Source organism: Streptomyces sp. SLBN-118 (assembly GCF_006715635.1).
Taxonomy (GTDB): Bacteria; Actinomycetota; Actinomycetes; order Streptomycetales; family Streptomycetaceae; genus Streptomyces.
The window spans coordinates 676,789-702,702 of sequence record NZ_VFNP01000002.1; the positions used below are offsets into that span (position 1 = coordinate 676,789).

At 69.4% G+C, this 25,914-nt stretch carries 23 protein-coding genes; 10 read left to right on the plus strand and 13 right to left on the minus strand.

The annotated features are described in order from the left end of the window. The first annotated feature begins 204 nt into the window (after positions 1-204). On the plus strand, positions 205-339 hold the full coding sequence (locus FBY35_RS21600; protein WP_260848774.1) for a hypothetical protein: 135 nt from the start codon (positions 205-207) through the stop codon (positions 337-339). Positions 340-444: 105 nt separating this feature from the next. On the opposite strand, the gene FBY35_RS21605 is transcribed toward FBY35_RS21600, so the two are convergent. Beyond that, positions 445-1,056, minus strand: coding sequence for an LAETG motif-containing sortase-dependent surface protein (locus tag FBY35_RS21605; protein WP_142215650.1), 612 nt, complete (start codon positions 1,054-1,056; stop codon positions 445-447). A 180-nt stretch (positions 1,057-1,236) separates the two neighbouring features. On the opposite strand from FBY35_RS21605, the gene FBY35_RS21610 reads away from it, so the two are divergent. Continuing rightward, positions 1,237-2,139 (plus strand): cation diffusion facilitator family transporter, encoded by a 903-nt coding sequence (locus FBY35_RS21610; RefSeq protein ID WP_142215651.1) that lies wholly within the window; start codon positions 1,237-1,239, stop codon positions 2,137-2,139. A gap of 31 nt (positions 2,140-2,170) precedes the next feature. Here FBY35_RS21610 and FBY35_RS21615 read toward each other — a convergent pair whose 3' ends face one another. Further along, positions 2,171-2,671: a DUF6328 family protein gene (locus FBY35_RS21615; protein WP_142215652.1), complete on the minus strand. Its 501-nt coding sequence runs from the start codon at positions 2,669-2,671 to the stop codon at positions 2,171-2,173. A gap of 63 nt (positions 2,672-2,734) precedes the next feature. Between FBY35_RS21615 and FBY35_RS21620 the strand changes: the two genes are divergently transcribed. After that, positions 2,735-2,905: a hydrophobic protein gene (locus FBY35_RS21620; protein WP_142215653.1), complete on the plus strand. Its 171-nt coding sequence runs from the start codon at positions 2,735-2,737 to the stop codon at positions 2,903-2,905. Positions 2,906-3,074: 169 nt separating this feature from the next. On the opposite strand, the gene FBY35_RS21625 is transcribed toward FBY35_RS21620, so the two are convergent. The 3 genes from FBY35_RS21625 to FBY35_RS21635 all read right to left on the minus strand — a co-directional run bounded on the left by FBY35_RS21625 (position 3,075) and on the right by FBY35_RS21635 (position 6,553). Next, positions 3,075-4,919, minus strand: a complete 1,845-nt coding sequence (locus FBY35_RS21625) for a transketolase (protein WP_142215654.1) — start codon at positions 4,917-4,919, stop codon at positions 3,075-3,077. Position 4,920: 1 nt separating this feature from the next. Beyond that, positions 4,921-6,246, minus strand: coding sequence for an NAD(P)/FAD-dependent oxidoreductase (locus tag FBY35_RS21630; protein WP_142215655.1), 1,326 nt, complete (start codon positions 6,244-6,246; stop codon positions 4,921-4,923). Between the two features lie 79 nt (positions 6,247-6,325). Further along, positions 6,326-6,553 carry a DUF6458 family protein gene (locus tag FBY35_RS21635; protein WP_142215656.1) on the minus strand — a complete coding sequence of 76 codons (228 nt, stop codon included), beginning with the start codon at positions 6,551-6,553 and terminating at the stop codon, positions 6,326-6,328. A gap of 273 nt (positions 6,554-6,826) precedes the next feature. Here FBY35_RS21635 and FBY35_RS21640 point away from each other — a divergent pair, with 273 nt between their 5' ends. Further along, positions 6,827-7,636, plus strand: coding sequence for a VOC family protein (locus FBY35_RS21640; RefSeq protein WP_142215657.1), 810 nt, complete (start codon positions 6,827-6,829; stop codon positions 7,634-7,636). A 148-nt stretch (positions 7,637-7,784) separates the two neighbouring features. Beyond that, a complete protein-coding gene (locus FBY35_RS21645) occupies positions 7,785-10,046 on the plus strand; it encodes a SpoIIE family protein phosphatase (RefSeq protein ID WP_142215658.1) in 2,262 nt (753 codons plus the stop codon). Positions 10,047-10,069: 23 nt separating this feature from the next. On the opposite strand, the gene FBY35_RS21650 is transcribed toward FBY35_RS21645, so the two are convergent. Continuing rightward, positions 10,070-13,012, minus strand: a complete 2,943-nt coding sequence (locus tag FBY35_RS21650) for a HAMP domain-containing protein (protein ID WP_142218093.1) — start codon at positions 13,010-13,012, stop codon at positions 10,070-10,072. A gap of 129 nt (positions 13,013-13,141) precedes the next feature. Further along, positions 13,142-13,633, minus strand: a complete 492-nt coding sequence (locus tag FBY35_RS21655; protein ID WP_260848775.1) for an ATP-binding protein — start codon at positions 13,631-13,633, stop codon at positions 13,142-13,144. 104 nt (positions 13,634-13,737) lie between these two features. Between FBY35_RS21655 and FBY35_RS21660 the strand changes: the two genes are divergently transcribed. Further along, complete coding sequence (locus FBY35_RS21660) at positions 13,738-14,613, plus strand: SigB/SigF/SigG family RNA polymerase sigma factor (RefSeq protein WP_142215660.1); 876 nt, start codon at positions 13,738-13,740, stop codon at positions 14,611-14,613. Positions 14,614-14,625: 12 nt separating this feature from the next. On the opposite strand, the gene FBY35_RS21665 is transcribed toward FBY35_RS21660, so the two are convergent. The 3 genes from FBY35_RS21665 to FBY35_RS21675 all read right to left on the minus strand — a co-directional run bounded on the left by FBY35_RS21665 (position 14,626) and on the right by FBY35_RS21675 (position 16,043). After that, on the minus strand, positions 14,626-15,078 hold the full coding sequence (locus FBY35_RS21665) for an ATP-binding protein (protein ID WP_142215661.1): 453 nt from the start codon (positions 15,076-15,078) through the stop codon (positions 14,626-14,628). 11 nt (positions 15,079-15,089) lie between these two features. After that, entirely contained in the window at positions 15,090-15,503 is a 414-nt protein-coding gene (locus FBY35_RS21670) for an STAS domain-containing protein (protein WP_142215662.1), read from the minus strand. Positions 15,504-15,665: 162 nt separating this feature from the next. Next, entirely contained in the window at positions 15,666-16,043 is a 378-nt protein-coding gene (locus tag FBY35_RS21675; protein WP_142215663.1) for a DUF2795 domain-containing protein, read from the minus strand. Positions 16,044-16,451: 408 nt separating this feature from the next. Between FBY35_RS21675 and FBY35_RS21680 the strand changes: the two genes are divergently transcribed. Beyond that, positions 16,452-17,243, plus strand: coding sequence for a SigB/SigF/SigG family RNA polymerase sigma factor (locus tag FBY35_RS21680; protein WP_142215664.1), 792 nt, complete (start codon positions 16,452-16,454; stop codon positions 17,241-17,243). A gap of 5 nt (positions 17,244-17,248) precedes the next feature. Here FBY35_RS21680 and FBY35_RS21685 read toward each other — a convergent pair whose 3' ends face one another. Both FBY35_RS21685 and FBY35_RS21690 read right to left on the minus strand, forming a co-directional pair. After that, a complete protein-coding gene (locus FBY35_RS21685; protein WP_260848776.1) occupies positions 17,249-18,484 on the minus strand; it encodes an aromatic acid exporter family protein in 1,236 nt (411 codons plus the stop codon). A gap of 60 nt (positions 18,485-18,544) precedes the next feature. Next, positions 18,545-18,793 (minus strand): DUF5133 domain-containing protein, encoded by a 249-nt coding sequence (locus tag FBY35_RS21690; protein WP_142215665.1) that lies wholly within the window; start codon positions 18,791-18,793, stop codon positions 18,545-18,547. A 280-nt stretch (positions 18,794-19,073) separates the two neighbouring features. On the opposite strand from FBY35_RS21690, the gene FBY35_RS21695 reads away from it, so the two are divergent. The 3 genes from FBY35_RS21695 (at position 19,074) to FBY35_RS21705 (ending at position 23,792) form a co-directional block, all read left to right on the plus strand. Beyond that, a complete protein-coding gene (locus tag FBY35_RS21695; RefSeq protein WP_142215666.1) occupies positions 19,074-20,099 on the plus strand; it encodes a PHP domain-containing protein in 1,026 nt (341 codons plus the stop codon). Positions 20,100-20,273: 174 nt separating this feature from the next. Then, a complete protein-coding gene (locus FBY35_RS21700; protein WP_142215667.1) occupies positions 20,274-22,331 on the plus strand; it encodes a phosphocholine-specific phospholipase C in 2,058 nt (685 codons plus the stop codon). 156 nt (positions 22,332-22,487) lie between these two features. After that, on the plus strand, positions 22,488-23,792 hold the full coding sequence (locus tag FBY35_RS21705) for an LCP family protein (protein ID WP_260848777.1): 1,305 nt from the start codon (positions 22,488-22,490) through the stop codon (positions 23,790-23,792). 13 nt (positions 23,793-23,805) lie between these two features. On the opposite strand, the gene FBY35_RS21710 is transcribed toward FBY35_RS21705, so the two are convergent. Continuing rightward, on the minus strand, positions 23,806-25,857 hold the full coding sequence (locus FBY35_RS21710; protein WP_142215669.1) for a SpoIIE family protein phosphatase: 2,052 nt from the start codon (positions 25,855-25,857) through the stop codon (positions 23,806-23,808). Positions 25,858-25,914: the final 57 nt, after the last annotated feature.

Consider the following 25,914-nt stretch of genomic DNA (forward strand, 5'->3'; position numbering starts at 1 on the left):
TCGTGACCAGCACAATGGAGCGTCTTGCTCTCCCAAGGCCCACAACTGCTCCCGGAATACGGTGAGTTGAGTCGCAGCAAGCGCTGTCATCGCCCAGCATCGCGGGGCCGGGACAACCGCACCAGGGGGCCGTGAGAACCGAGGGAGAACAGAGGCTGACGACATGCCGACACGTCGGAGGACCGGGCGGTCACGCTCACGGGAGTGCGCCGGGCGTGCGCCGGAACCGGCCCGCAACTCTGCCTGCGCCTGCTGCACCGAGTGACGGTTGCGGGCGATGTCCCGGCCGGCGTCGACGGCACCCCCGGGCGGGTCGTCGAGGGCGACGCCACGGCCTGACAACAACGCGGAAAGGGCGGGCCGTCGGCTGACGGCCCGCCCTTTCGGTGTGCGCAGCTGCGGCGGCGCTTCGCGGCTCGTTCCCCGCGGCAGCGCGCGCCGGGGTCAGTGCTGCGCGCTGCGCCGCTTGCGCGCGGCCCACATGATGCCGCCACCCGCGACTATGACCACGGCGGCAGCGCCGGCGATCAGCGGAGTGGAGCTGGAGGAGCCCGTCTCGGCCAGGTCACCCGCGGGGCTCGGCTTGGTCGAAGCCGGGGGCACCTCGGCGGAGCTGGTGGCGGTGCTCGGGGTGTCGCTCGGAGTCTCGCTCGGCGCCGGAGTGGTCTGCGACGGGGTCGGCGTCGGGCTCGGCTTGTCGTCGCACACGGGCGCCGTCTTGGTCTCGTCGCGCGAGAACTTGTCGTCGTCGCCTGCCTTCACGACGAGACGGACGGTGAGCTCCTTGTCGTGCTTGGGGAGCTCGAGCTTCTTGTGGAAGTTTCCCTTGAACGTCTCGGTGGGCAGCAGGTCCTTGCCGTCCACCGTGACGGTCACGGTGTTGTCTTCCTTCGGGCTGTAGGCGGTGAGGTCGACGCCGACCTCGGTGCAGGAAACCTCCCACACGGGAGTGTGCGCCTGCGCGGTGCCGGCGGCCAGGCCGACGCCGAGTGCACTGACCGTCGCGATCGTCGCGAAGGCTCCTGCACGCCGCCACGATCTGTTGTTTGTTGTCACTCATTCCTCCACGGTTGCCGCGCCACCCATCTGGCGGTGCGCGCACAGTACCGCCAAGCTCCCGGACGTTTACACCCACCCCACCCTTTTCTCTGACTGACTCGCGTCACCCAATCTGTCGCCCACTCGGCGCAGTTGACGGGCTCGCCCGAAACGGTAGGAACCCATACGGTGACCGAAATGAAGCGCAACCATTCCGACGCAAAGACGCGCGTCACCGTCCTGGTGGCGCTCGCCGCGAATCTGGTGATCGCCGTGGCGAAGGCCGTCGGGGGTCTCGCGGCGGGCTCCCCCGCGCTGCTCTCCGAGGCCGCCCACTCGGTCGCCGACAGCACGAACGAGGTTTTCCTGCTCATCGCGCTGCGCCGGAGCCACCTCCCACCGGATACCCGCCACCCCTTTGGCTACGGCAAGGAGCGCTATTTCTGGGCTCTGCTGGCGGCCGTGGGAATTTTCGTCATGGGTGGCTGCTTCTCGTTCTATCAGGGCCTCCACGCATTGGCCACAAACCCGCAGGAATCCCACAAGGGTTATGTGGCCGGCCTGGCCGTCCTGTTCGTGGCGCTGCTCGCCGAGGGCGGATCACTGCTGCGCGCCCTGCACCAGATGCGCAAAGAGAAGGGGGCGCGAGACCCCGCGCTGCGGACCGTCATTGCCGAGGACAGCACCGCGGTGCTCGGAGTCGTGCTCGCGATGGCCGGAATGGCGCTTCATCTGATCACCGGTCAGGTGGTCTGGGAGGCGTCCGCGTCTCTCGCCATCGGCGCGCTTCTCGTGTACATCGCCTACCGGCTGGGCAGGGAGGCGCGCGACCGGCTGATCGGCGAGGCGGTCGATCCGGAGCTCAGCGGGGGCATCCGCGAACTTCTCGACGACCAGGAGGAGATCCACAGGGTCGCCGCGCTGCTCACCATGCGGCTCGGCCTGGATTCGACGCTCGTGGCGGCACGGGTCGATCTGACGCCGGGCTTCGACAGCGAGGAGGTCGAGCTCATCTGCGTACGCATCAAGCGGCAGATCCGGGAAACGTGGCCGGAAGCGGACCATGTCTTCCTCGACATCACGGAGGCGCCCGGCGACTGACGCCTGTCGCCCACAGCGCCGCCCGCGTGGGTCATTCGTCGGTTCGGCGGCTGATGGCGCGGGCCCAGAAGGGCAGGACGAACCAGCAGACGATGAACCATGCGACCATCCCGATCACAAGCCACAGCGCGACCTCATCGGCGACGACGATCCGCAGGATGAGCAGCAGCGCGGACGCCATCGTGCACAACAGCAGAACCAGGCCCACGACTGTGAGGCGGGAAGCCCAGTCGACCGTCTGCGGCTTGAGCCGCTGGCCGGTCAGGAGGCGATGGAAGGAGACCGGCCCGACGAGAGCGCCGGTCGTCGCCGCCCCCAGCAGCACGGTGACCAGATAAATGTGGCGATCGGTGTCGGAAAGCTGGGCGAACCGGGGCTGGAAGGCCACCGCGAGCAGAAATCCGAACAGGATTTGAACGCCGGTCTGAGCGACCCTCAATTCCTGCAGCAGGTCGGTCCATCTCCGGTCTGCCCTCTCCTCCGGCGTCTCGTCCCTGCCGCGCTCCGGGCTGTCTTGCGCTTCCTGTGTCATGTGGCACGTCCTCGATGTGTACGCCGGAGAAGAGGGGGCACCCGCTGATTGGAGGTACAGACTATGGTTCCCATCCTGCTCGTTCTGCTTCTCGCACTGATTCTCTTCGGTGTCGGTTTCGCCGTGAAGGCGCTCTGGTGGATTGCCATCATTGTCCTCGTCGTATGGCTGCTCGGATTCCTGATGCGGACGACATCGGCGGGCGGCACACGTTCTCGCTGGTACCGGTGGTAGCGAGAAAGGAATGGAGAGCGGCGGCCCTCAGGGCCGCCGTTTTCCTGTTTCTTCCCCTTTCCTGTCCGCCTGCCGGCGAAAGGCGTCGAGGCGGCGCGGGGCGGGACCGCGGACCCGGCCGAGTGCGCCGGCAGTGCCGGCACCCGGCCGAGTGCGCAGGTGCTCATGCTCAGCGCACCACCGCTTCTTCCACGAGCAGCCGTGCGGCGACCGCGATCGAATCGGCGTCGATACCCGAGACACGCAACTGCTCCTCGGGCGTGGCCGATGCGGGCATGTTCCGGACTCCGAGCCGCACCAGCCGGGGAGCCGGGCGCCCGTCCGAGAAGACTTCCGCGACCGCGTCCCCCAGGCCGCCCTGCGGGCGATGGTCCTCGACGGTCACCAGGCATCGTGTCTCGTCGGCCGCCTCCTGAAGCGTCCGCGCGTCGACCGGCTTGACCGAGTAGAGGTCGACGACCCGCACGGCAATGCCTTCGCGCTCCAGCAGTTCGGCCGCCGCCAGCGCTTCATGGACTGTCACTCCCGCGGCGACCACGGTCAACCGGTCCCGATCGCTCGACCGCAGCACCTTGCACCCGCCGACGGCGAACTTCTCGCCGGGGCCGTAGAGGACCGGCATGTCCCCCCTGCTGGTGCGCAGATAGCTGACACCGGGCGTAGCCGCCATGGCGTCGACCAGGCGGGCCGTCTGGTTGCCGTCACAGGGATAGAGCACGGTGCTGGCGGGCACCGCACGGAACATCGCAAGATCCTCGAGTCCCATCTGGGACGGTCCGTCCTGGCCTATGGCGACTCCCGCGTGCGAGCCGACGAGCCTGATGTTCGCCCGGCTGACGGCTGCCATCCGTATGAAGTCGTGGGCACGGGTCAGGAAGGCCGCGAACGTGGCGGCGTAGGGCACATATCCCCGCGCCTGCATCCCCACGGCTGCCGCGACGAGTTGCTGCTCGGCGATGTAGCACTCGAAGTAGCGGCTGGGGTGCGCCTTGGCGAAGTATTCGGTACGGGTCGAGTCGCCGACCTCGCCGTCGAGGGCCACGACGTCGGCGCGCTCCGAGCCGAGTGCCGCCAGGGCCTGTCCGTAGGCGGTACGGGTCGCGACCGACTCACCGATCTCAAAGCGCGGCGGCTCGGCGGGCGCGCCGCGGGTGCCGTGCAGCACGCGTGCCGCGGGCGGCGGCTGGACATCGACATGGATGTGGCGCGGTCCACCGAGTTCCTCGATGGCTTCGTCGGCGTCGGGCAGCGGTTTGCCGTGCATGCCCTCCCGGTCCTCGACGGATGAGACGCCTCGGCCTTTGCGGGTCCGGGCGATGACCGCGGTGGGCCGGCGGAAAGTGGTGCGGGCCTCGGCCAGTGCCTCGTCGACCGCGCCGACGTCGTGGCCGTCGATCTCCACGGTGTGCCAGCCGAAGGCCTGCAGCCTGCGGGCGTAGGCGCCGAGGTTCCACTCGTGGCGCGTCGGGCCGCGCTGGCCGAGGCGGTTCACATCGATGATCAGCGTCAGATTGTCGAGGTGTTCGTCCGCTGCGTGCTCGACGGCTTCCCATACGGACCCCTCGGCCATTTCGCTGTCGCCCGACAACACCCACACCCGATAGGGGATCTGGTCGAGCTTCTTGCCCGCGAGCGCCATGCCGACACCGACCGGCAGGCCCTGCCCGAGCGACCCGGTGGCCACGTCCACCCACGCCAGGCGGGGGGTGGGGTGTCCTTCGAGACGGCTGCCGAGTTGGCGGAAGGTGAGGAGTTCCTTCTCGTCGACGGCGCCGGCGGCCCGGTAGAGGGCGTACAGCAGCGGTGAGGCATGTCCCTTCGAGAAGATCAGCCGGTCGTTGCCGGGATGGCCGGGCCGGTCGAAGTCGTAGCGCAGATGGTTGGCCAGCAGCACGGCGGCAAGGTCCGCCGCCGACATGGAGGACGTCGGGTGCCCGGAGCCCGCCGCATCGGCGGCCCGAACGGAGTCCACACGCAACTGCTGGCCCAGTTCTGCCAGTTGTTCGGTTCGCATCTCACTCCTCCTTGGCGGTGGCCGGGCCGGGGACATGGGCGAGTTCCGGTGAAGCGGTGTCCAGCGGAACTGCCCAGGAACGGACGAGACCCAGCTGGACGGCCTGACGCGGCAGCACAGCGTCCAGCAGCCAGTCCGCGGCGACACGCACCCGGTTGCCGGGCATGGCTGCCAGGTGATAGCCGCGGGTCACGGCGCCCGCGAGCGGCCCGGACAGCGCAATGCCCAGCGGGTTCGCGGCGGCCTGGACGCCTCCGAGGTCCACGGCGAAGCCCAGATCATGATGTTCGTACGGGCGCTGGTCGCCGTCGCCGAGTGAGGCCGCGACATTGAGTCCGGCCAGCTTGCCCTGGCGCGAGGCGTGCTGGGCGGTCATCGGCGTGTACTCGCCGGGCCGGGTCAGGTCCGGCACGGCGGCCGCGTCGCCGCAGGCGAAGACCTCGGGATGCCCGGGAACGCCAAGCCGGGGCTCGACCACGAGACGCCCTCGTTCGACGGGGAGTCCGATCTCGGACACCAGCGGGTCGGGACGTACGCCCACGCACCAGATCAATGTCCTCGTCTCGATGAACTCCCCGTCGTCCAGCAGTACTCCGTCCTCCGTGACCTCCTTGACCGACGACCCGGTACGTACGTCGACACCGCGCCGGCGCAGCACCCGGTCGGCCGTCGAGGACAGCCGGCGGTCCAGCTCGGGCAGGACGCGGTCGGCGATGTCGACCAGCACCCAGCGTGCCCGGCCGCCGGACCCGGCGCGCCGTTTGCGTGTCAGCGCGTCCGTGAACAGCCCGCCCTGAGCGGCGACTTCCGTTCCGGTGTACCCGGCGCCGACGACCACGAAGGTACGGCGCGAGGCGCTTTCCCCCGCACTCGCGGCGACGTCGGCGAGCTCGATCTGACGGGTGATGTGGTCGCGCAGGTAGAGGGCCTCGGGAATGCCGCGGAACCCATGGGCGTGATCGGCGACCCCCGGCACGGGGAGGAGCTTGTTCACACTTCCGACGGCCAGCACCAGACGGTCGTACTCCAATGTGCCGGAGCGGCCCTCGGGATCGGTGAAGCGGACGCGCCGCGCGTCCAGATCGACTTCCCTGGCCTCGCCCAGCTGCAGGCGTACCCGCGGCAGAGCGCCGGGGAGCGAGACGGTCACTCGCCTGGGCTCCAGGATTCCCGCCGCGACCTGCGGCAGCAGCGGCAGATAGAGGAAGTAGTCGGTGGGATTGAGCAGGATGATCTCGGCCTCGTCCCGGGCGGTCCTGGAGAGCGCGCGGGCGGCCTGGAAGCCGGCGAATCCGGCTCCGACGACAACGACACGGGAACGATTCACAATCGACTCCGGCGCGAGTGGGGACTGGGCATGACGAGCCCGGCGGGTGCCCCTGAGCCGCTGCGCCAAACCGGCGCCGTCACTCGTAGTGGCGGCGGTCGCGCTCTGCGTCGACCACCGGCGTCGTCGGCGGCACGATGACGCGCCGGCGCCTGGCGATGCTGGTGAACGTGGCGACGCCGATGATGCCCACGGCCATAAGGATCAGGCCCACCACGTCGAGATTGGCGCCTTCCACCTTCCAGTCGGTGGCGAACGTCAGTATCGCTCCGGCGGCGATCAGAATGATGCACCCGCCAAGACCCATGTGACTCACCTTCCCTGGACGTATCCCTGCTGGAGAACCTTCTGCTGTACGAATCGCTGCGCAGGGTGCTCACGGCCGGGTACCCGTGCCAGGAGGCGGAAAACAGTGGACGGCGGGCAGAAAGCGCGGGGGCAGCGGGTTCGGCGGTGACGCGGGGGCGACTTCGCGGGCGCGCCGCTCGCGAGGACGCCTCCTCGGCGAGAGGATGGGCTCCGTCAGCCGACTCCTGTCACCCCCTCCGCCCACGCGCTTTCGATCAGGACACCGAGTGTTATGGACAATGAACCGAGAGCAGTCAGATCCGGGACCGCCCCGTCGAGCGCGTCCGTGTTCGGTGCGCCCTGCTGGGTCAGCCTGATGGCCCGGGACCTGCAGGCCGCACAGGACTTCTACGGAGCCGTACTGGGCTGGCGCTTCCGCAAGGGCCGCATGGGTGAGGAATTCAGCGTCGCCTTCTACGACGGCGCGCCGGTCGCGGGCATCGGGGCGCTTGCGCCCCGGCTGGCGGTCGCGGTCGACTGGACTCCGTACTTCGCCGTGACCGACACCGATGAGGCGGCGGCACGCATCCGGGAGCGCAGCGGCACGGTCGCGGTCGGCCCGCTGTCGTTCTCCATGGGGCGCGGCGCCCTGGCGGCAGACCGTGACGGAGCCGTCTTCGGCATCTGGGAGGGGCTGCTCATCCCCAACTGGCACCGGTGGCGCAAGAGCGCTCCCGCCTGGCTGCGCCTGCGCACCCGCAACGCCTTCGATGCCGCCATCTTCTACGGGGAGGTCCTCGAGTGGGCGACGGAGCGCCCCGGCTGCTGCCAGGTCAGCTACGAGGGGGACGAGGTCGTGCTCCGCAGCGAGGGGCACGTTCTGGCGCGTATCAGCTCCGGAGCGTCGGGGGAGGCGCCCGATCCGATGATCAGGCCGCGGTGGCACGTCCACTTCCCGGTCGAGGACGTAGGGGCCACGGTCGACGCGGCACTGGACAACGGCGGTGTCGTCCTGGACCGGCAGTCCACGCCGCAGGGCCTCCAGGCGGCATTGCGCGATCCCGACGGAGCCCTCTTCACCGTCACTTCTGCGCAGCCGTAGAGCGGCGCCGACGCTCCTCGGACGGATCTCACATCCCTTTGCGGCAGTCCGCCTGCAGCCGCCAATCCGCCTCGGTGCCGCGTAAACTCCAGATCGGGCGCGATTACCTGCATCGCGCCGTCTGCCCGGGATGGGGGTAGTCGTGATCATGCCTGCGCAGGAGCCTTCGGGCCTGAGCGGTGGGCACGACGAACGGTCCGCCGCGCTCACCCGCCTCGCCGCCGACAACGCCGGTCTGCGCGACAAACTCACGCGGCGGCATCTGATCGATCTGGCCACCGGAATCCTGGTGGCGCAGCTGCAGGCATCGCCCGCCGAGGCCGCCGAGCACCTCGGTCGGCTCGCCGAGGCGACGGGCGTGAGCACGGAAGACCTGGCCGCGGACATCGTCAACGGCGTGGCGGGAACCATCGCCGTCGCGCCCCCCACCGGGGGCGAGGACGCCCTCCTGGAAGCCCGCCGGATCCGCCGGGTCGTCACCGCGGCCGAGGCGAACGAGGCGGTGAACGAGGCGGCGGCAACCTTGCTGGAGGGCGGCCTTCGCCCCCTCGGCGTCCAGAGTCTGTGGCTGTGGCGGCGCATGGAGTCCGACTGTCTGCGCCTGGCCGGACACGCCGGAGTGAGCGCCACCGACGCAGCACGATGGCAGTGGATCCCGCCGGGCGCCCCGGCGCCCTTCGCATCGGTCCTCACCGAGGGCTCGCCGCTGTGGCTGGCATCGGGGCCGCCCATGGACGTCGTCCTGCCCGGCCCGGGCCCCGAAGCCGCCCGCGCCCTGCTGCCGCTGCGGCTCCAGGGCGCGACCGTGGGGCTGGCCCTCGCCGTCTGGCCGGGCCCGGCCGATCTCGACGAGAACCTGCGCCGGGCGCTCACCGATCTCATCGACGTGGCGGCGCGGGTACTCAACGCCACGGAGGCCGAAACGTCCCTCTCGCCGCCGCTCGACGACCTGGTCGACGCCCTCGCCCATCCGGCGGTGACGGTGCGCCGCGGGCCGGACGCCTCCGCACTGTCGGTCGAGCACCTCAACGAACCGGCGTCGGAAGCGCTCGGTGGGACCTACCAGGCTGTCGGGCAGCCTCTCGAAGCGGCCCTCCCCCGGCACCATGCCGACCTCGCGCCGCTCATCCGGCGCGCCTGTGAGGCCAGTTCCCTCCAGCGGGCGGCCCGCGTCCCCGTGGAGCACCGCGAAGGGGCCCCCGCCCCTCTTCTCGATGTGCGTGTCCTGCCGGTCGGCGACGAACGGGCGGTCGTCCTGTGGCACACCGGCAGCGACCTGCGGACGGCCGCAACACGCGCGGTGAGCCATCTTCAGGGCGTCGCACCGTTCGAGGACGATCTGACCGCCGGTACATCGCGCTGGAGTGAGCAGGCGTACGGAGTGCTCGGCGTCGATCCGCAGTCGCGGCCGATCCCCCTCTCGAAGCTGCTGGTACGTGTGCATCCGGAGGACCGCGACGATCTGACCGAGCTGCTGTCCACGCTCACCGGGCGGCACAAGGGAGCGGTCGCGGTCGTGCGCGTCATCCGCGAGGACGGTGGGCTGCGGCATGTACGGATCGCCGCGGAGCCACTGCTCGACAAGGGAGTCCTCACCGGGCTCACCGGCGTTTACCAGGACGTGTCGGCCGGGTTCCACGCCGAGGTGGCCCTCACCGCGACCTTCGACCAACTCACCGCAGTGCAGGCGCAGGCAGCCCTGCGACACCGGCTGGCGCTCCAGCTCCAGCAGGCGATCGTCCCCGAGATGCCCGCCCTGCGACGACTGCCCGGGCTTCAGGCGACGGCCCGTTACCGGCCCGCGGTCCAGGAGTACCGCGTGGGCGGGGACTGGTACGACGTACTCCCGCTGCCCAGTGGCAAGGTGCTGGTCGCGGTCGGAGACATCGCCGGGCACGGAATCGACTCCGCCACCGGCATGGTGGCCCTGCGCAACGCCCTGCGGGGGCTGGCCTTCACCGGGAACACCCCAGGACGGCTCATGCAGTGGCTGAACGAGGTCACGCTGCACACGCAGGGACACCCGACAGCCACCGCGGTCTGCGCACTTTACGATCCGGGCGACCGGACACTGCGCTGGGCGAGCGCCGGCCACCTGCCGCCACTCCTGCTGCGCGACGGCACCGCGCAGCTGATCGAACCGCCGCACGACATCCTGCTGGGAGCCCTGCCCTCCTTCGCCTACCAGGACACGATCACCCAACTGAAGCCCGGTGACACACTCCTGCTGTACACCGATGGGCTCATCGAACGCCGTCACGACGGACTGGACCAGGGCCTGGAGACGCTGCGGCGGGCGGCCGAGGAGCTGAGCTCCTGCGAGGTCGAGGAACAGGCCGACCGGCTGCTGGGCCAGGCCACCGGCGACACGGACGACGACACCAGCCTCATCGCGATCCGCGTCGTCTGACGTCCGCCGACGTCCGCGCTCATTCAGCGCCCGCGCGTCAGCCAGGTGCGGATGCGCGCCATCAGGTCGTCCGCGTCGACGGGTTTGGCCACATAGTCGTTGGCGCCGGCCGCCAGGGCCTTGGCACGGTCGCCGGGCATCGCCTTGGCGGTGACCGCGATGATGGGAACCTCCGCAAAACGCGGCAGTTCTCTGATCGCCGCCATGGTGGCATTGCCGTCCATACCGGCCATCATCACGTCCATCACGATGAGATCCACCTCGCCGTGCTCCGTGAGCAGGTCGATCCCGGCCCTGCCGTTGTCCGCCTGGAGCACCCGCATGCCCTCGCGCTCGAGGACCTGGGTCAGCGCGAAGATGTTGCGGGTGTCGTCGTCCACCACCAGGACCGTGCGTCCCGCGGCCGGTTCCTCCTCGCCGGGCGCTCCGGCCGGATGCTCCGGCCGGTCCGCGCGGTCCTGCGGTCCACCGTGCTGGGCCCGGACAGGCAGACAGAGCGTGAAAGTGCTGCCACGGCCCACGGTGCTCTCCACGACGATGGTGCCGCCGAGGAGTTGTGCCACCTCACGGCTGATGGACAGGCCGAGTCCGGTTCCGCCGTAGCGGCGGGACGTGGTGCCGTCGCCCTGCTGAAAGGCTCCGAACACACTCCGCAGGCGGTCGGCCGGGATGCCGATTCCGGTGTCGGTGACTCGGAAGGCGATCACCGGCCCGGCATCGCTCAGAGCGGGCGGCAGCTGCGCCTCGGTGGCGGTGTGGACGCGGAGTTCGACACTGCCTTCCTCCGTGAACTTCAGCGCATTGGAGACGAGGTTGCGCAGCACCTGTCGCAGCCGTGCCTCGTCGGTGGTGAGTTCGCCGGGGATGCCCGGCTCGGCCACCACCCGGAACGCCAGCCCGCGATCGCTCGCGACCGGCCGGAAGGTCGCCTCGACGTACTCGAGAAGCTGATGCAGGGAAACCGGCTCGGGATGGATGTCCATCTTTCCGGCTTCGACCTTCGACAGATCCAGGATGTCGTTGATCAGCTGGAGCAGATCGGAACCCGCGGAGTGGATCACCTCGGCGTAGTCGACCTGCTTCTGCGTCAGGTTGCCTTCGAGGTTCTGGGCGAGCAACTGGGCAAGGATGAGAAGGCTGTTGAGGGGCGTCCGCAGCTCATGGCTCATATTGGCCAGGAATTCCGACTTGTACATCGAGGTGCGCGACAGCTGCTGGGCGCGGGCCTCCAGTTCCTGGCGGGCCTGCTCGATCTCCAGGTTCTTTCGCTCGATGTCGCGGTTGCGGTCGGCCAGCAGCGCCGCCTTCTCCTTCAGTTCGGCGTTGGAACGCTGGAGCTCTTCCTGCCGTGCCTGCAACTCTCCTGAACGGGTGCTCAGTTCGGCCGTGAGGCGCTGCGACTGGTCGAGGAGTTCATCGGTACGCACATTGGCGATCAGCGAGCTGAGGTTCACGCCGACGGTCTCGATGAACTGGTCGAGGAAGTCACGGTGGATGACGGTCAGAGGCCGCAGCGCGGCCAGTTCGATGACGCCGAGAACCTGCTCCTCGACGACGATGGGCAGGACGATGAGGTTTCCGGGATCCATGCGGCCGGTGCCGGAGACGACGGTCGCGTAGCCGGGCGGCAGATCGTCGACCGTGATGGTGTGGCGGCTGTGCGCGGCCTGCCCGACGAGGGACTGGCCGAGCCGGAAGCGCCGGGGACCGGCCGCCGGGTCGTCGGGCACCCCGTACCCGGCGGTCATCACCAACTCCAGCCCCTCGCCCTTGTCCTGGGCCAGGAAGAAGCCGCCGTACTGCGCGGAGACGAGCGGGGGCACCTCCGTCATGATCAGTTCGGCGACCGCGGAGAGGCTTCTGGTGCCCTGCATCAGGCCGGCGATACGGGCCAGATGTGTCTTGAGCCAGTCCTGTTCCTCATTGGCCCGTGTCGTCGCGCGCAGCGACTCCACCATGGCGTTGATGTTGTCCTTGAGGTCACCGACCTCTCCGGGGGCCTCGACCGCGATGGACCGGGTGAGGTCGCCCTCGGCGACCGCGCTGGTCACCTCCGCGATGGCGCGCACCTGCCGGGTCAGATTGCCGGCCAGTTCGTTGACGTTCTCGGTGAGCCTCTTCCACGTACCGGAAACGCCCTCCACCTCGGCCTGGCCGCCCAGGCGGCCCTCGCTGCCCACCTCGCGGGCCACGCGCGTGACCTCGGCGGCGAAGGACGACAACTGGTCGACCATGGTGTTGATGGTGGTCTTGAGTTCCAGGATCTCGCCACGCGCGTCGACATCGATCTTGCGCCTCAGGTCGCCCAGCGCCACGGCGGTGGTCACCTGGGCGATGTTGCGTACCTGGTTGGTCAGGTTGTTCGCCATGGAGTTGACGTTGTCGGTCAGGTCCTTCCACGTGCCCGATACGCCCTGGACAGTGGCCTGCCCGCCGAGCTTTCCCTCCGTGCCCACCTCGCGGGCGACCCTGCTGACCTCCTCGGCGAACGAGGAGAGCCGGTCCACCATCGTGTTGATGGTCTCCTTGAGCTCCAGGATCTCCCCGCGGGCGTCGACTCTGATCTTCTGAGTGAGGTCGCCGCCCGCCACAGCCGTCACGACCTGCGCGGTGGAACGCACCTGAGAGGTCAGATTGTCGGCCATCGTGTTGACGCCCGTGGTGAGCTCCCACCAGACGCCACGCACATGCGGTTCCCGTGCATGACCGCCGAGCAGCCCCTGGCCGCCCACCTCCCTGGCGACCCGGGTGACCTCGGAGGTGACCAGCATCAGCTGCTCCACCATGGCGTTGTAGATGGTGGCGATCTCGCCGAGCAGCCCGCCGGCGTCGTCGGGCAGCCGCGTGGAGAGGTCTCCGTCCCGCACGGCCGTGAGTCCGGCCAGCAGCTTCCTCAGCCCGTCCTCACCCAGTTCGGCGGGGGGCCGGGCCCGGTGTGGATCGGGCGTGTGGGCGGGCACATCCATCGCTGACCTCGCGCTGTCGTGACTCACGGCGCCGTGCTGTCCGAACCGGCGGACAGGCGGTCGAGCCGACTCTCCCCACTCTTGCACGCCGTAGGGGCACGGACACCCCGGGCGCCGGAAAACCGCAGCTCACCCCCTTGCTCGGTCCTCTTCGGCACCGCTCGCTCCATCAGGAACGCCGACCACGAACCAGACGGTCTTGCCCGTTCCGCGTGGCAGCCATCCCCAGCCGTCGGAGAGCTGCTGCAGCAGATACAGGCCATGCCCCGACGACCTGGCCGCCCGGTGCGGGAGGTGCGGCCGGGGGCCCACACGGCTGGTGTCGGTGACCTGGACCCGCAGCCGCCCGGGGGCTCTGTCGAGCCCCAGTTCGACGGGCGTCCCGCCGTGCAGGCACGCATTGGTCACTACCTCGGAGACCAGCAGCAGTATGTCCGCCTTGAGGACGCTTCCGGACGGGCCGGAGAGGCTGTACCAATCGTCGAGCACGTGTCGCGTCAGGTCGCGACATCGGCCCACCACGCCCAGCCCGCCGACCAGCGGAAATCGGCGGCTTTCGGTTGCCGCCCATTGCTGCTGTGCCTGTTTCTGTGCCCGGTCCATACGGTCCGGGTGCCCCATTGGTCGGCATCAAAGCGCCACAAATGGGCATCTTCAAGGCAGAAGCCCATACGACGGTCCCGCTGCGTCGGCAGCGTCGGCCTCCGCCCCGTCGAGGAAGCCTCATGTCCACCAGGACTCGAACCGTGCCGACCGATACCTACCAGGCGCCCGTCACACACCGTGGCGCGCTGGAGGGCATACCGGAGATCCCGAACCCGCTGTCCGTCAGCACCATGGACGCGCGGACTCTGTCGACCTCGCTGTTCGAGCGTCTTGCCACCCTCGAAGAGGGCACCGCCGAGTACTCGTACGTCCGCAATACCCTGGTCGAGCTCAACCTCAGCCTTGTGAAGTTCGCCGCCCAGCGCTTCCGCAGCCGGTCCGAGCCCACCGAGGACATCATCCAGGTCGGGACGATTGGCCTCATCAAGGCGATCAACCGCTTCGACGTGGAGCGCGGCATCGAATTCACCAGCTTCGCCCTGCCGACCATCGTCGGCGAGATCAAGCGCTTCTTCCGCGACACCAGCTGGGCCGTCCAGGTGCCGCGCCGGCTCCAGGAGCTGCGTATCGACCTGGCACGGGCCCGCGACCAGATGGAGCAGCACCTGGGCCGCTGCCCGACGGCCGCCGAGCTGGCCGACAATCTCGGGATCACCGAGGCAGAGGTGGTCGAGGGCGAGCAGGCTGCGAACGGTTACGTGGCCCGCTCCCTGGATTCCCCGGTCAACGAGGACGAGGCCCTGAGCGCGGTCACCCGCAGCCTGGGCGACGAGGACCCGGCCTTCGACATCGTGGAAGCCGTCGCGTCCCTCAAGCCGGTGATCGCCTCGCTCGGCGAGCGGGACCGGCTGATCCTGTCGCTGCGCTTCGGCGAGGACATGACGCAGTCCGAGATCGGCGCCCGGCTCGGCCTGTCCCAGATGCATGTCTCGCGGCTGCTGGCCGCCATCTACGCGACGCTGCGGGCAGCGCTCCTCGACGACGCCCGGCCCTGAACCGCCGGGACCCTACGGGGGCTGCCGCTTCCCCGCCGCGTGTGCGGGAGTGCCGACCTCCAGCCAGACGACCTTGCCGTCGCCCACGGGTGCCCAGCCCCAGCTCCGCGCGAGCCGCTCGATCACGATCAGGCCGTGCCCCCCGGGCTGCGAGACCACCTGCGGCACCCGCGGCCTCGGATGCTGGGGGCTGGCGTCGGCGACCTCGATCCGCAGCCGGTCGGCGGTGTGGTGGAGCATGAACTCGGTGGGACCACCGGCGTGCAGACACGCATTGGTGACCAGTTCCGAAACCAACAGCAGCACGTCCTCGGCGAACTCCGCGTCCCGCCGGCTCCGGGCGGGCGTCCAACCCCAGTCGGCCAGAGCCTGTTGGGTGAAGTCACGGCAGCGGCTCACCACCCCCTTGGTCCCGAACAGCGCCAGTCGCCGGGTCTGCCCCTGCCCGCGGACGCTCGCGCCCATCCGTTCCTCGCCTACCGTTCCTCGCCTGCTTCGGGCCGCTCGTTCGCCAGCGCTTCGTCGAGGCGGGCGTACACCGGGAACACCGCCTGAGCACCGGTGATGTCGAACATGCGGGCCACCGACGGCCGCAGTGCCGACAGCGCCAGTCGACTGTCCGCCTCACGCGCGGCCAGCCGCGCCCGCAACAGCAGATTCAGGCCGGTGGAATCGCAGAAGCTCAGATCCGCGCAGTCGATCACGATCCGCTCGGGTGCGGCCTGCACGGCCTCGGCCAGCGCCTCACGCAGTGGCTCGGCCGTGTCGTGATCGAGTTCGCCCGACAGTACGAGGACGACGGCGCCTGCGGCCGGCCTCACCTCGACGCCGAAGCGTCCTGTCCGGGCGGCACCATCCCCCTGTGGCTGTCCGGCGAATCCCGACACCATGGGGTCTCCCGCTCCTCGACGTCCATCCGGTCGATGAATTCGACGTTGGCAGGCCGAGACCGCCTCCGCCACTGGGCCCGTCCCGCGCCGCTCCCCGGACGCAGGAGACGTACCCGCTGCCCGGGTCTCCACACCCGGAGGAAGGTTGCTTCGACGAAACCGTCAGGACCTGCGCGCGAGGGCGCTGACGATTTCGTGTGCGGTGCGGTAGGTGTGGTGGCTCGGCAGCCGGTTCACCATCTCGACCAGCCTGTCGGGAGCGTGCCGCGCGGTCAGGGCGTGCACCAGTTCGCGACGCGTGGCCGGGAAGGCCGTACGGCCCAGGTGTCGCGCCAGTTCGATCCGCAACAGTTCGTCGGGGCCGAGCGAGCCCATCGTGGGCACGAAGCCCCACGCGATCTCCGGGTCGTCGTCGGCGCTCGGCTCCGGATCGTGCCACTCCTCCACCCGCGTGGGGTGTCCGGAACGGAGCATGCCCTGCAATTCATGCTTCATCTCATCGTCCTTGTGGACGCTGAGGCGATCACTGCCTCGCTGCATGGGCTCCTCCTAGATCGTGGGGAGACTGTCCGCCTACCCGTTCGGCGCCCTCTGACACAGGCCGACATTGCACGTTTCCGGGTGGTTCGACCGGGCACCTGCGTCATGTGCTCCCGGACAGGAGGCCCGTCCCGGAGGAGCCATCAGCATCAGCTCAGCCCGCGCCGATCCAACACCGGCGGATCCCCCCGGTGATCCCACTAGTCCTGTCGGGCCGACAAGGCCGGATCAGTATGCGGGGTCTGGCGTGGTGCATCGCAAGCGGAGGAAGGAGCCGACGCGGAGCGTCGGCGACTGACGACAACGCAGCGAGGTGCCGTGCCAGGGCACGCGAGCCCGGCAAGTCCGGCTGGACAGGACCTGAGCCCGCCGAATGAGGAACACGACTCTCAGGGAGCTGCGAGCACCATGCGTACCAACGCGAACGGCAAACATCCGCACGACGACGCCCCCGACACCACGGACGCGTTCCGGAGGATGGCAGCACTGCCGGAGGGAGCCGAACGACGGCTCGTGCGCCAGGAGATCGTGTACGCCTGGCTGCCCATGTCGGAACGACTGGCCGGCCGCTTCCGCAACCGCGGGGAGACCATCGAGGATCTGCGGCAGGTCGCCGCCCTCGGCCTGGTCAAGGCTGTCGACCACTACGACCCCTCCCGCGGCCACGCATTCGAGAGCTACGCCGTACCGACCGTGGTCGGCGAGGTCAAGCGCCACTTCCGCGACCACATGTGGGCCCTGCATGTACCGCGCAGGGTTCAGGACCTGCGCAACCGTGTCCGGGTCGCCCGCCAGGAACTGGCACAGTCCATACCCGGCCGCGACCCTTCCGCAGCCGAAATCGCGCAGCACACCGGAATGACAGAGCAGGAGGTGCTGGAGGGCCTCGACGCGCTCGAGAGCTTCACCGCGCTCTCCCTCGACGCCGAAAATCCCGGTTCCGAGGACGGATACGCACTGCGCGACACCCTCGGCTCATCCGACCCGGCGATCGACGTGCTGGTGGACCGCGAGGCGGTCAAACCGGAGCTGAGCAAGCTCCCCGAGCGCGAGCAGCGCATCCTCTACCTGCGCTTCTTCCGGGACATGACCCAGAGCAGCATCGCAAAGGACATGGGCATCTCCCAGATGCACGTGTCCCGGCTGATCAGCCGCTGCTGCGAGCATCTGCGCGGACAGGTGATGCAGGATGCTGCGTAGCCCGGTCAGCGAGGCGTACTGCGCCGTGGCCGTTTGCCGCGCACCCATCGGCGTACGGCCGAGATCCGCGGATAGCGCTCGCGCTCTTCCCTGGCCACCCTGTCCAGTTCCTCCATCAGGCGCTGCGAGCGGTGGTCCATGTCGAGCTCGTCCAGGATCCGGTCGATCTCGGTGAGCAGCGCACCCTGCAGCTGCCAGTGACGCGGATGCCGCTGTACGCCGGTCAGGAGCAGCGCAGCGGTCGTCTCCCGGGCGGCGGCGGCCGCGGCGAGTTCGCCGGCCAGCCGTGACTCCGCCGCGTTGGCGCTGCGACTCACCTGTGTGGTCACCAGCACGGCGAAGCTGACCAGCGCGTCGGCTACGTGGCCCAGCAGTTCCTTGAGGGCGACGCCCACCTCCGGCGTGAGCGTGTCCTGATCGCCGCGCTTCTTGGCGAGGTCGGTCATCGTGCGGGCCAGCACACGCAGCACCACCGCGCAGATTTCGAGGGTGTCGAGCCCGGTACGCAGCACGACCCGGTGCAGCAGCCCTTCCTTGACCCGCGGATTGAACCGGAGGCTGTCCTCGGCCTGGCGCAGGGCGCCGTCGACGTCCGCGATGTCGTTGTCCAGACGGCGTGCCTCATGAAGGCGGGCGGCGGCGCGCTCGACGGGGGTGGGACCGGTGAGTTCCTCGCCGATGTGCAGGAGCAGGTGGCGCATGCGCCGGGCGAGGTCCTCGATGGAGTCACCGGCGGGACCCACCCATACCGGGGGCACGAACACGATGTTGAACAAGAGCCCCACGACCGCGCCGATCAGTGTCTCCAGGACCCGGTCCCAGGCCGCGCCGCCGACCTGGGTGACACCGAGCACGAGCATCGCGCTGATCGCGACCTCGGGCACGAACTCGTCGACGCGGACCAGTCGTCCGACCACGAGCGAAGCCAGGATGATCAGCCCCAGACTCCACCACGTCAGGCCGACGAGCGCACTGAAGCCGATGGCGATCAGTACGCCCGCGACGACGGAGTTCACCCGGCGGATACCGGTGGTGAGGGTGGAGTAGAGGGTCACCTGGACAACGAGGAGCGCCGTGAGGGGAGCGGTGAGCGGCGCGGGTTCACTGCTGAGCTGCAGGGCCACGACGTACGAAATGGTCGCGGCCGCCGTCGAACGCACCGTCTGGACGACGGCGGGCTCGCGGTGCCGGCGGACCAGTTCGGTCACCGGCGCCGTCACCGTCTTGGTTACCTCACGCACTCCTCGATCCTTCCCGCTGTTCAGCGGGCGGACCCGGGCAGTCGTCGAGCGGCGCCCCGGTCAGCTGGCCGTGGGTGACGAGCGCTTCCCGGCGGCCCCTTTCGCGGCCCGGGTCCGGGCGATGTAGCGCTCCGCAGCGAGCACGGCCTCTCTGGCCGTGCGCTCACCCATCAGCACGCACAGCGTGTATGCCGTGTCCTCGAAGCGCATCCGCGCGCCGTGGTCATGGGGTGCGCGCAGAAAGTGGTGTTCGTGTGCCCGGTACAGAGCCATCAAGCGGGCGATCACAGCGGTGTCCGGCATCAACATCAGTGCCCTCCTTGAGTGAAAAGCACCAGCGGGCGGTCCGTTCCGGGCCACCAGGGCACGGACGGCCGCAGCGGGCCTGCCGTACGTCCGGAAGAAGTCATCCGGCCGTTCATTTTCGCCCGCCGTCGGCACACCCGCCAATCGCGTGACTACCGTCAGCGACGACCGGTGGCCGAAGCGGCAGCCATCCGTCCGGAGTGCCGCGGTTTCCGGCCCGGGCGACAGTGGGAGGTACGGCCGGCGACGGGCGGCTCAGCCGGGACGCTGCGAAGGAGGCGAGATGCACCCCGTGGAGGCGCTGGAACGGATCGCGTTTCTGCTGGAGCGCAGCGGCGCGGAGAGCTACCGGGTCCGTGCCTTTCGCACCGCGTCCGCCGTCCTTGGGCAGATGTCCGACGACGAGATCCGCCGGCGTGCGGATGCGGGGTCCCTGGAAGCGGTCAAGGGCATCGGCCCGAAGACCGCCGGTGTCGTGCGCGGCGCCCTGGCCGGGGAGGTACCCGCGTATCTCCGGCGGCTGGAGGACGAGGCGGCCGGGCCGCTGGCCGACGGCGGCACGCACCTGCGTGCCCTGTTGCGGGGCGACTGTCATCTGCATTCGGACTGGTCGGACGGCGGCAGCCCGATCGAGGCGATGGGGCGGACCGCGATCGCGCTGGGGCACGAGTGGGCCGTGCTGAGCGATCACTCTCCGCGGCTGACGGTCGCCAGTGGCCTGTCCGCCGAGCGGCTGCGCGAGCAGTTGGAGGTCGTGGCGGAGCTGAACGATCGCTGGGCCCCGTTCCGGCTGCTGACCGGCATCGAGTGCGACATCCTGTCGGACGGCTCGCTCGACCAGGAGCCGGAACTGCTCGACGAGTTGGATCTCGTGGTCGTCTCGGTCCACTCCGAACTGCGGATGGATTCCGCGGCGATGACGCGGCGCCTGGTCAAAGCCGTCAAGAACCCCCTGGCCGATGTGCTGGGCCACTGCACGGGCCGGCTGGTCTCCGGAAGGCGAAGGCCGGAGTCGCAGTTCGACGCCGAAGAGGTCTTCGCCGCCTGTGCCGCTCACGGCACGGCCGTTGAGATCAACAGCAGGCCCGAGCGGATCGATCCGCCGAGGCGCCTGCTACGGCAGGCGGTGGCCGCCGGGGCCTTGTTCTCCGTCGACAGCGACGCGCATGCCCCCGGACAGCTCGACTGGCAGATCATCGGCTGCGCCCGGGCAGAGGAGTGCGAGGTGCCCGCGGAGCGAGTGATCAACACCTGGAGGGCCGGGGACCTCCTCGACTGGACCGTGTCCCGGGCGGCCCCGCCATCCTGACGTGGAACCGGCTTCGCCGATACATGCGGGCTGGCTCCATCTCCCGGGCCACGCCGCGCTGTTCGCGGTGAGTACCTCGGTCTTTCACGCGTAGGACACCACCTCTTCCCTTCCGGTCGTTCCTCTTGGAAACTCCGCTCGCTCCTGTTTCCTCACACCCAAGAGGCCAGACTCATGCCTGAACTCAATCGGCGGCGCTTCCTGCAGATCGCCGGCGCGACCGCCGGATTCTCCGCCCTGTCGAGCAGCATCGACCGTGCCGCCGCCATCCCCGCGGCACGCCGCTCCGGAACGATCAACGACATCGAACACGTTGTCGTGCTGATGCAGGAGAACCGTTCCTTCGACCACTACTTCGGCGCGATGAAGGGCGTACGCGGCTTCGGAGACCCGCGCCCCGTCTCCACGGGCCCCGGCAAGTCGGTCTGGTACCAGGCGGACGGCAACAAGGAGGTGCTGCCGTACCACCCGGACGCCGAGGACCTCGGCATGCAGTTCATCGCGGGTCTCGACCATGACTGGGCGGGCGGTCACAAGGCCTTCAACAACGGCAAGTACGACCAGTGGATCCCGGCCAAGTCCGCGGGCACGATGGCGTATCTGAAGCGCGAGGACATTCCGTTCCACTACGCCCTCGCGGACGCGTTCACCGTCTGCGACGCGTACCACTGTTCGTTCATCGGAGCCACCGACCCCAACCGCTACTACATGTGGACGGGTCACACGGGCAACGACGGCAAGGGCGGCGGTCCGGTCCTCGGCAACCAGGAGGCCGGCTACGACTGGACGACATACCCCGAGCGGCTCCAACAGGCCGGTATCTCCTGGAAGATCTACCAGGACATCGGCGACGGCCTGGACGCGGCCGGCTCCTGGGGCTGGATCGAGGACGCTTACCGCGGCAACTACGGCGACAACTCCCTTCTCTATTTCAACCAGTACCGGGGCGCCAAGCCCGGCGACCCGCTGTACGACAAGGCCCGCACCGGCACCAACGCCAAGGGCGGAGACGGCTATTTCGATCTCCTCAAGGCCGATGTGCAGGCCGGCACGCTGCCCAAGGTCTCCTGGATCACCGCCCCCGAGGCCTTCTCCGAGCACCCCAACTGGCCCGCGAACTACGGCGCCTGGTACATCGCACAGGTGCTGGACGCGCTCACCTCCAACCCCGAGGTGTGGAGCAGGACCGCCCTGTTCATCACGTACGACGAGAACGACGGGTACTTCGACCACGTGCCGCCGCCCTACGCGCCGGCCTCTCCCGCGCAGGGCCTGTCGACGGTGGACACCGCGCTCGACAACTTCGGCGGCAACGCCTCCTACGCCGCGGGCCCGTACGGCCTCGGCCAGCGCGTGCCCATGCTCGTCGTCTCCCCCTGGAGCACCGGCGGATTCGTCTGCTCCGAGGTCTTCGACCACACCTCGATCATCCGGTTCATGGAGCGCCGCTTCGGTGTGAGCGAGCCGAACATCTCACCGTGGCGACGCGCCATCTGCGGCGACCTGACCTCGGCCTTCGACTTCGGCCTCAAGGACACCGAGCCCGCCGAGCTCCCCGACACCGACGGGTACCAGCCGAAGGACAACTCGCGGCACCCGAGCTATGTCCCGAAGCCTCCGGCCAAGCCCGCGCTGCCCAAGCAGGAAGCCGGTTCCAGGCCCGCGCGTCCGCTGCCGTACGCGCCGAAGGTGAACGGAGCGTCGACGCTGTCGACAGGCCGCTTCACGCTCACCTTCAGCGCGGGCGCCTCGGCGGGTGCCCAGTTCCTGGTGGCCTCCGGGAATCGTACGGACGGACCGTGGACATACACCGCCTCCGCCGGGAAGCAGCTCTCCGCCACCTGGACCACGGCCTACTCCAACGGCGTGTACGACCTGACGGTGTACGGCCCGAACGGTTTCCTGCGTTCCTTCAAGGGGCCCGGCAAGACGGCGGGACCCGAGGTGACGGCCCGCCACGTCGCCTCCAGCGGCAGCGTCGAGCTGACCATGACGAATGCGGGCAGCGGCACCTGCCGGCTCACGGTGACGCAGGCGTACGGCGGGACGAAGAAGACGTTCACCGTGCGCCCGGGCACACGCGTCATGCACACCGTGGACCTGTGCCACAGCAAGCGCTGGTACGACCTGAGCGTGGTGTCCGACACCGACGCGACGTTCCTGCGCCGGTTCGCCGGACACGTCGAGAACGGCAGGCCGGGTGTGAGTGACCCGGCGATCATCACGGTCTGACCCGGACTCCGCCTCGAAGGGCCGCCGCACCCGCTGGGCGGCCCTTTCCCTCGAATGGCGCGCGCGTCGGCCGAAACTCCGGCACCCTCCCGTGCTTTTGTCGAATGCCGGTCGCCGGTTGAGATCCGATGGGATCCGATGTCGGAGGAGTTCACTGTGCGCAGCTTTGCCCTCTCCGCTGTTCTGGTCGTCACGCTTGCCTCGGGCGGCTCCCTGTGGACAGCCGATCAGGTGGCCTCCCAGCCCTCCCGCGCGGATGAGTCCAAGGGAACGAATGTCCTTGTCGTCGGAATCGACCGGCGCGCGGGGATGTCCGCCGAGGAGATCAAACGCCTGCACGTCGGCGGCAAGGGCTGCGACTGCACGGACGTCATGATGCTGGTGCACATTGCCGAGGACGGCGGCCGGATGACGGCGGTCTCCATTCCCCGTGACTCCTACGTGGAGTTCGCGGACCACGCGCATCCGCGGCACTCCGGAAAAATCAACGCCGCCTTTGCGCACGGTGGCGGAGATCTCACCGTCCGGACCGTGGAGAAGGTGACCGGCCTCAAGATCGATCACTATCTCGAGACGGACTTCACCGGCTTCGTGAACGCCGTCGACCGTCTCGGCGGCGCGAAGGTGTGTACGGACAAGCCCCTGGTGGACCTCGGCTCGGGACTGAACCTGCCGGTGGGAACAAGCGTGCTGGACGGGCGCCGCGCCCTTCGCTACGTCCGCGCCCGCCACCTCTCCCCACCCGGCGATCTCGGCCGGGTCCGGCGACAGCAGCGCCTGCTCATCGACATGCTCTCCCGGCTGAGGGAGGAAGGCGCGTTCGCCAGTGCGACCGCCACGGCACGGACGGCGCTGGCGCTGCACGAGTTCGTACGCACCGATGGGGACACGAGCCTCGCGGATCTCGCGCATCTCGGCTCAATGCTGGGCAGGCTGAACGCAAATCAGACGGAATTCGCGACCGTCCCGATCTCGGACTTCGATTTCCGGACGCCGCACTGGGGCTCCGCACTGCTGTGGGACACCGAGCGCTCCGCGGCGCTCTGGGAGTTGCTGCGCGAAGACCGGTCGATCCTCGACGACACCCGGATCCGCCCGAGCAAGGACGTTCCCGTGGAGATTCCGCCGGAATGGATTCATGTGCGGGTGACGGACCCTGAGGTCGCGGATGCGCTGCAGGCAGGCGGTTTTGTGATCGAGGGTGGCTCGGGGCAGGCCGGGGCGCCACGCCCCGAGGGGCCGACCGTCATCACCTACGACCCGTACTGGGAGCGGTACGCGGCGACCGTCAAGGCCGCGATCCCCGGCGCCGAGCTGCGACCGGTCGCCGGGCACGGCTCGGTCTTCGACGTCGCCGTGGGATCCAAGGCCGCCTCGGTGGTCAAGGTGGTCTACGACCGGAGCAGCGTGGAGGGGGCGCCGGTCACCGGGGACCGGCTCCGGTGCGGAATCACCGAGTGACCCCCGGGTGCGTTCAGCTGTCCTGACCGACCGGTTCGAACTCGCACCAGACCGCTTTGCCTTCGCCCCTGGGCTCCACGCCCCAGCGTGCGGCGACCGCGTCGATCATCATCAGTCCCCTGCCCGAGGTCGCGGCTTCGCCCGGCGTCCTGCGGCGCGGCCAGACGCTGGAGCGGTCCTTGACCCACAGGCGCACGCGCCGTACCGGTTCGGGCAGGACTTCGAGGGTGAGGACGGCGCCGCCCTCCGTGTGGAGGAGTACGTTCACCAGCAGTTCCCCGGCGGCCAGTTCCACGTCGTCCGCGAGGCCGGACAGTCCCCAGTCCTCCAGGGCATGACGCAGCGCGGTGCGGGCCTCGGCAAGGCCTTCGGGGTCGGCCTGGTGGATGTACAGGTGGATGCGGGGGGCCCGGTGGGTGCCGGGATCCGGTGCCCGGCGCAGCACGAGCAGCGCGACATCGTCGCCGCTTCCCCAGCGCTGCCACAGCCGGTCCGACAGATGGTCGGCCAGCGCTCCTGCCTGCTGGGGACCCGTGCGCACGGCGTCGGCGAGCGCGTCCATCCCGGCCGCGATGTCGAGGCCCGGTTCCTCCACCAGGCCGTCGGTGCACAGGACAAGGGTCTCGCCGGGTACCAGGTCCAGCCGGGACTCGGGGTACTCCTCCTCCCGGAAGGTGGTGGCCAGGCCGAGCGGAAGTCCACCGCGCAGGTTGGGCCGGCCGACCCGTCCGTCGGTGTGCCGGATCATTGGCCCCAAGTGGCCCGCGCGGACGGCTCGAACACCTCCCGAGATCAGGTCGACCTGGGCGTACGTACAGGTGGCGAAGCGTTCGGTGTCGAGTTCGGCGAGGAAGCGCGACGACCGTGCCAGCACGGTCGAGGGGTCGTGCCCCTCCCCCGCGAACGCCCGTAGCGCAATGCGCAGTTGGCCCATGATGGCGGCCGCGTGCGTGTCATGGCCCTGGACGTCACCGACGACGATCCCGACCCGGCCACGGGGCAGCGCGATGACGTCGTACCAGTCGCCCCCCACCTCCCGGCCGCTCCATGCCGCGTGGTAGCGCACCGCGATCTCGGCACCGGCGAACTGCGGGATGTGGCGCGGCAGCATGGACGACTGGAGGCCGGTCGCGAACTCCCGCTCCTTGTCGAAGAGAACGGCTCGCTGCAGTGACTGGGCGACGATTCCCGCAAGGCCCAGGCACAGCGTGCGGTCTTCGGAGGAGAACCTGGTCCGGCCCCGGTAGAAGAGCGCCAGCCCGCCGATGGGACGGGCCTGGGCGACCAGCGGGAGGAAGGCCGCCGCGTCGACTCCCAGCCCGCGGATATAGGGCTTGAGCTTCGGGAACTTGTCGACGAGCTCGTCCAGCGAGGTCACGAACCGTGGCTGCTGGGTGAGGACGGCCTCGGCGAGCGGGAGCGATCCGTCCAGACGATTGAGGGTGAGGTCGGCCAGGACCTCCGTCCCCATCCCGGACATGGCGATGATCTTGAGCGTGGAGCCCTCGACCAGTCCCAGGGCCAGCCCGTCCGCACCGAAGCGCTCCAGGCCTCCGCTGCCCGTCAGGGCGGCGGTGACATCGTCCACGGTCACCGCTCTCGACAGCACTTCCGTGGTGCCCTGGACCATGGCGGTCATCCGCTGCCGGTCCGCCTCCAGCGGGCTGATCACCGTGAATTCGGTGAGTTCGGTGGTCGCGTTGCGCACGATCCCGACGACCCGGTAGGCCTCGCCGTGCACATCGCGCAGGATGCGCCCCCGCGCGTGGGACCACTGCCGGATGCCATTGCGGCGTCTGACCTGGAAATACGCGCCGTACGATGAGCGTCCGCGCTCGATGGCCCCCTCGAAGGCCGCGTCCAGGCGCAGCTGCTCCTCGGGAGGCACCCGGGATTCGAGGGACTCGGGCGTCCCGCCGTACTCCCCGGGGCCCAGGTCGAAGACGGCCTGTGCGGCCTCGTCGAGGTCGAGGGTCCCGTTCCGCAGATCCCAGTCGAAGCTGCCCATGCGGTTCAGGGCCAGCCTCTCGCCCGGACCAATCGCGGGCCAGTGCCGTCCTGCCATGCGCTTGCTCCGGAGGAGGGACCGGGAGTTCCGGTCAGGCGGCCAGGATCGTGGACA

What these genes read in the sequence shown, in the direction of transcription:
- FBY35_RS21610 (WP_142215651.1), top strand. Translation starts at nt 1,237, where the DNA reads ATGAAGCGCAACCATTCCGACGCAAAGACGCGCGTCACCGTCCTGGTG.
- FBY35_RS21615 (WP_142215652.1), bottom strand. Translation starts at nt 2,671, where the DNA reads ATGACACAGGAAGCGCAAGACAGCCCGGAGCGCGGCAGGGACGAGACG.
- FBY35_RS21620 (WP_142215653.1), top strand. Translation starts at nt 2,735, where the DNA reads ATGGTTCCCATCCTGCTCGTTCTGCTTCTCGCACTGATTCTCTTCGGT.
- FBY35_RS21625 (WP_142215654.1), bottom strand. Translation starts at nt 4,919, where the DNA reads ATGCGAACCGAACAACTGGCAGAACTGGGCCAGCAGTTGCGTGTGGAC.
- FBY35_RS21635 (WP_142215656.1), bottom strand. Translation starts at nt 6,553, where the DNA reads ATGGGTCTTGGCGGGTGCATCATTCTGATCGCCGCCGGAGCGATACTG.
- FBY35_RS21640 (WP_142215657.1), top strand. Translation starts at nt 6,827, where the DNA reads ATGGACAATGAACCGAGAGCAGTCAGATCCGGGACCGCCCCGTCGAGC.
- FBY35_RS21645 (WP_142215658.1), top strand. Translation starts at nt 7,785, where the DNA reads ATGCCTGCGCAGGAGCCTTCGGGCCTGAGCGGTGGGCACGACGAACGG.
- FBY35_RS21650 (WP_142218093.1), bottom strand. Translation starts at nt 13,012, where the DNA reads ATGGATGTGCCCGCCCACACGCCCGATCCACACCGGGCCCGGCCCCCC.
- FBY35_RS21655 (WP_260848775.1), bottom strand. Translation starts at nt 13,633, where the DNA reads ATGGGGCACCCGGACCGTATGGACCGGGCACAGAAACAGGCACAGCAG.
- FBY35_RS21660 (WP_142215660.1), top strand. Translation starts at nt 13,738, where the DNA reads ATGTCCACCAGGACTCGAACCGTGCCGACCGATACCTACCAGGCGCCC.
- FBY35_RS21665 (WP_142215661.1), bottom strand. Translation starts at nt 15,078, where the DNA reads ATGGGCGCGAGCGTCCGCGGGCAGGGGCAGACCCGGCGACTGGCGCTG.
- FBY35_RS21670 (WP_142215662.1), bottom strand. Translation starts at nt 15,503, where the DNA reads ATGGTGTCGGGATTCGCCGGACAGCCACAGGGGGATGGTGCCGCCCGG.
- FBY35_RS21675 (WP_142215663.1), bottom strand. Translation starts at nt 16,043, where the DNA reads ATGCAGCGAGGCAGTGATCGCCTCAGCGTCCACAAGGACGATGAGATG.
- FBY35_RS21680 (WP_142215664.1), top strand. Translation starts at nt 16,452, where the DNA reads ATGCGTACCAACGCGAACGGCAAACATCCGCACGACGACGCCCCCGAC.
- FBY35_RS21690 (WP_142215665.1), bottom strand. Translation starts at nt 18,793, where the DNA reads ATGTTGATGCCGGACACCGCTGTGATCGCCCGCTTGATGGCTCTGTAC.
- FBY35_RS21695 (WP_142215666.1), top strand. Translation starts at nt 19,074, where the DNA reads ATGCACCCCGTGGAGGCGCTGGAACGGATCGCGTTTCTGCTGGAGCGC.
- FBY35_RS21700 (WP_142215667.1), top strand. Translation starts at nt 20,274, where the DNA reads ATGCCTGAACTCAATCGGCGGCGCTTCCTGCAGATCGCCGGCGCGACC.
- FBY35_RS21710 (WP_142215669.1), bottom strand. Translation starts at nt 25,857, where the DNA reads ATGGCAGGACGGCACTGGCCCGCGATTGGTCCGGGCGAGAGGCTGGCC.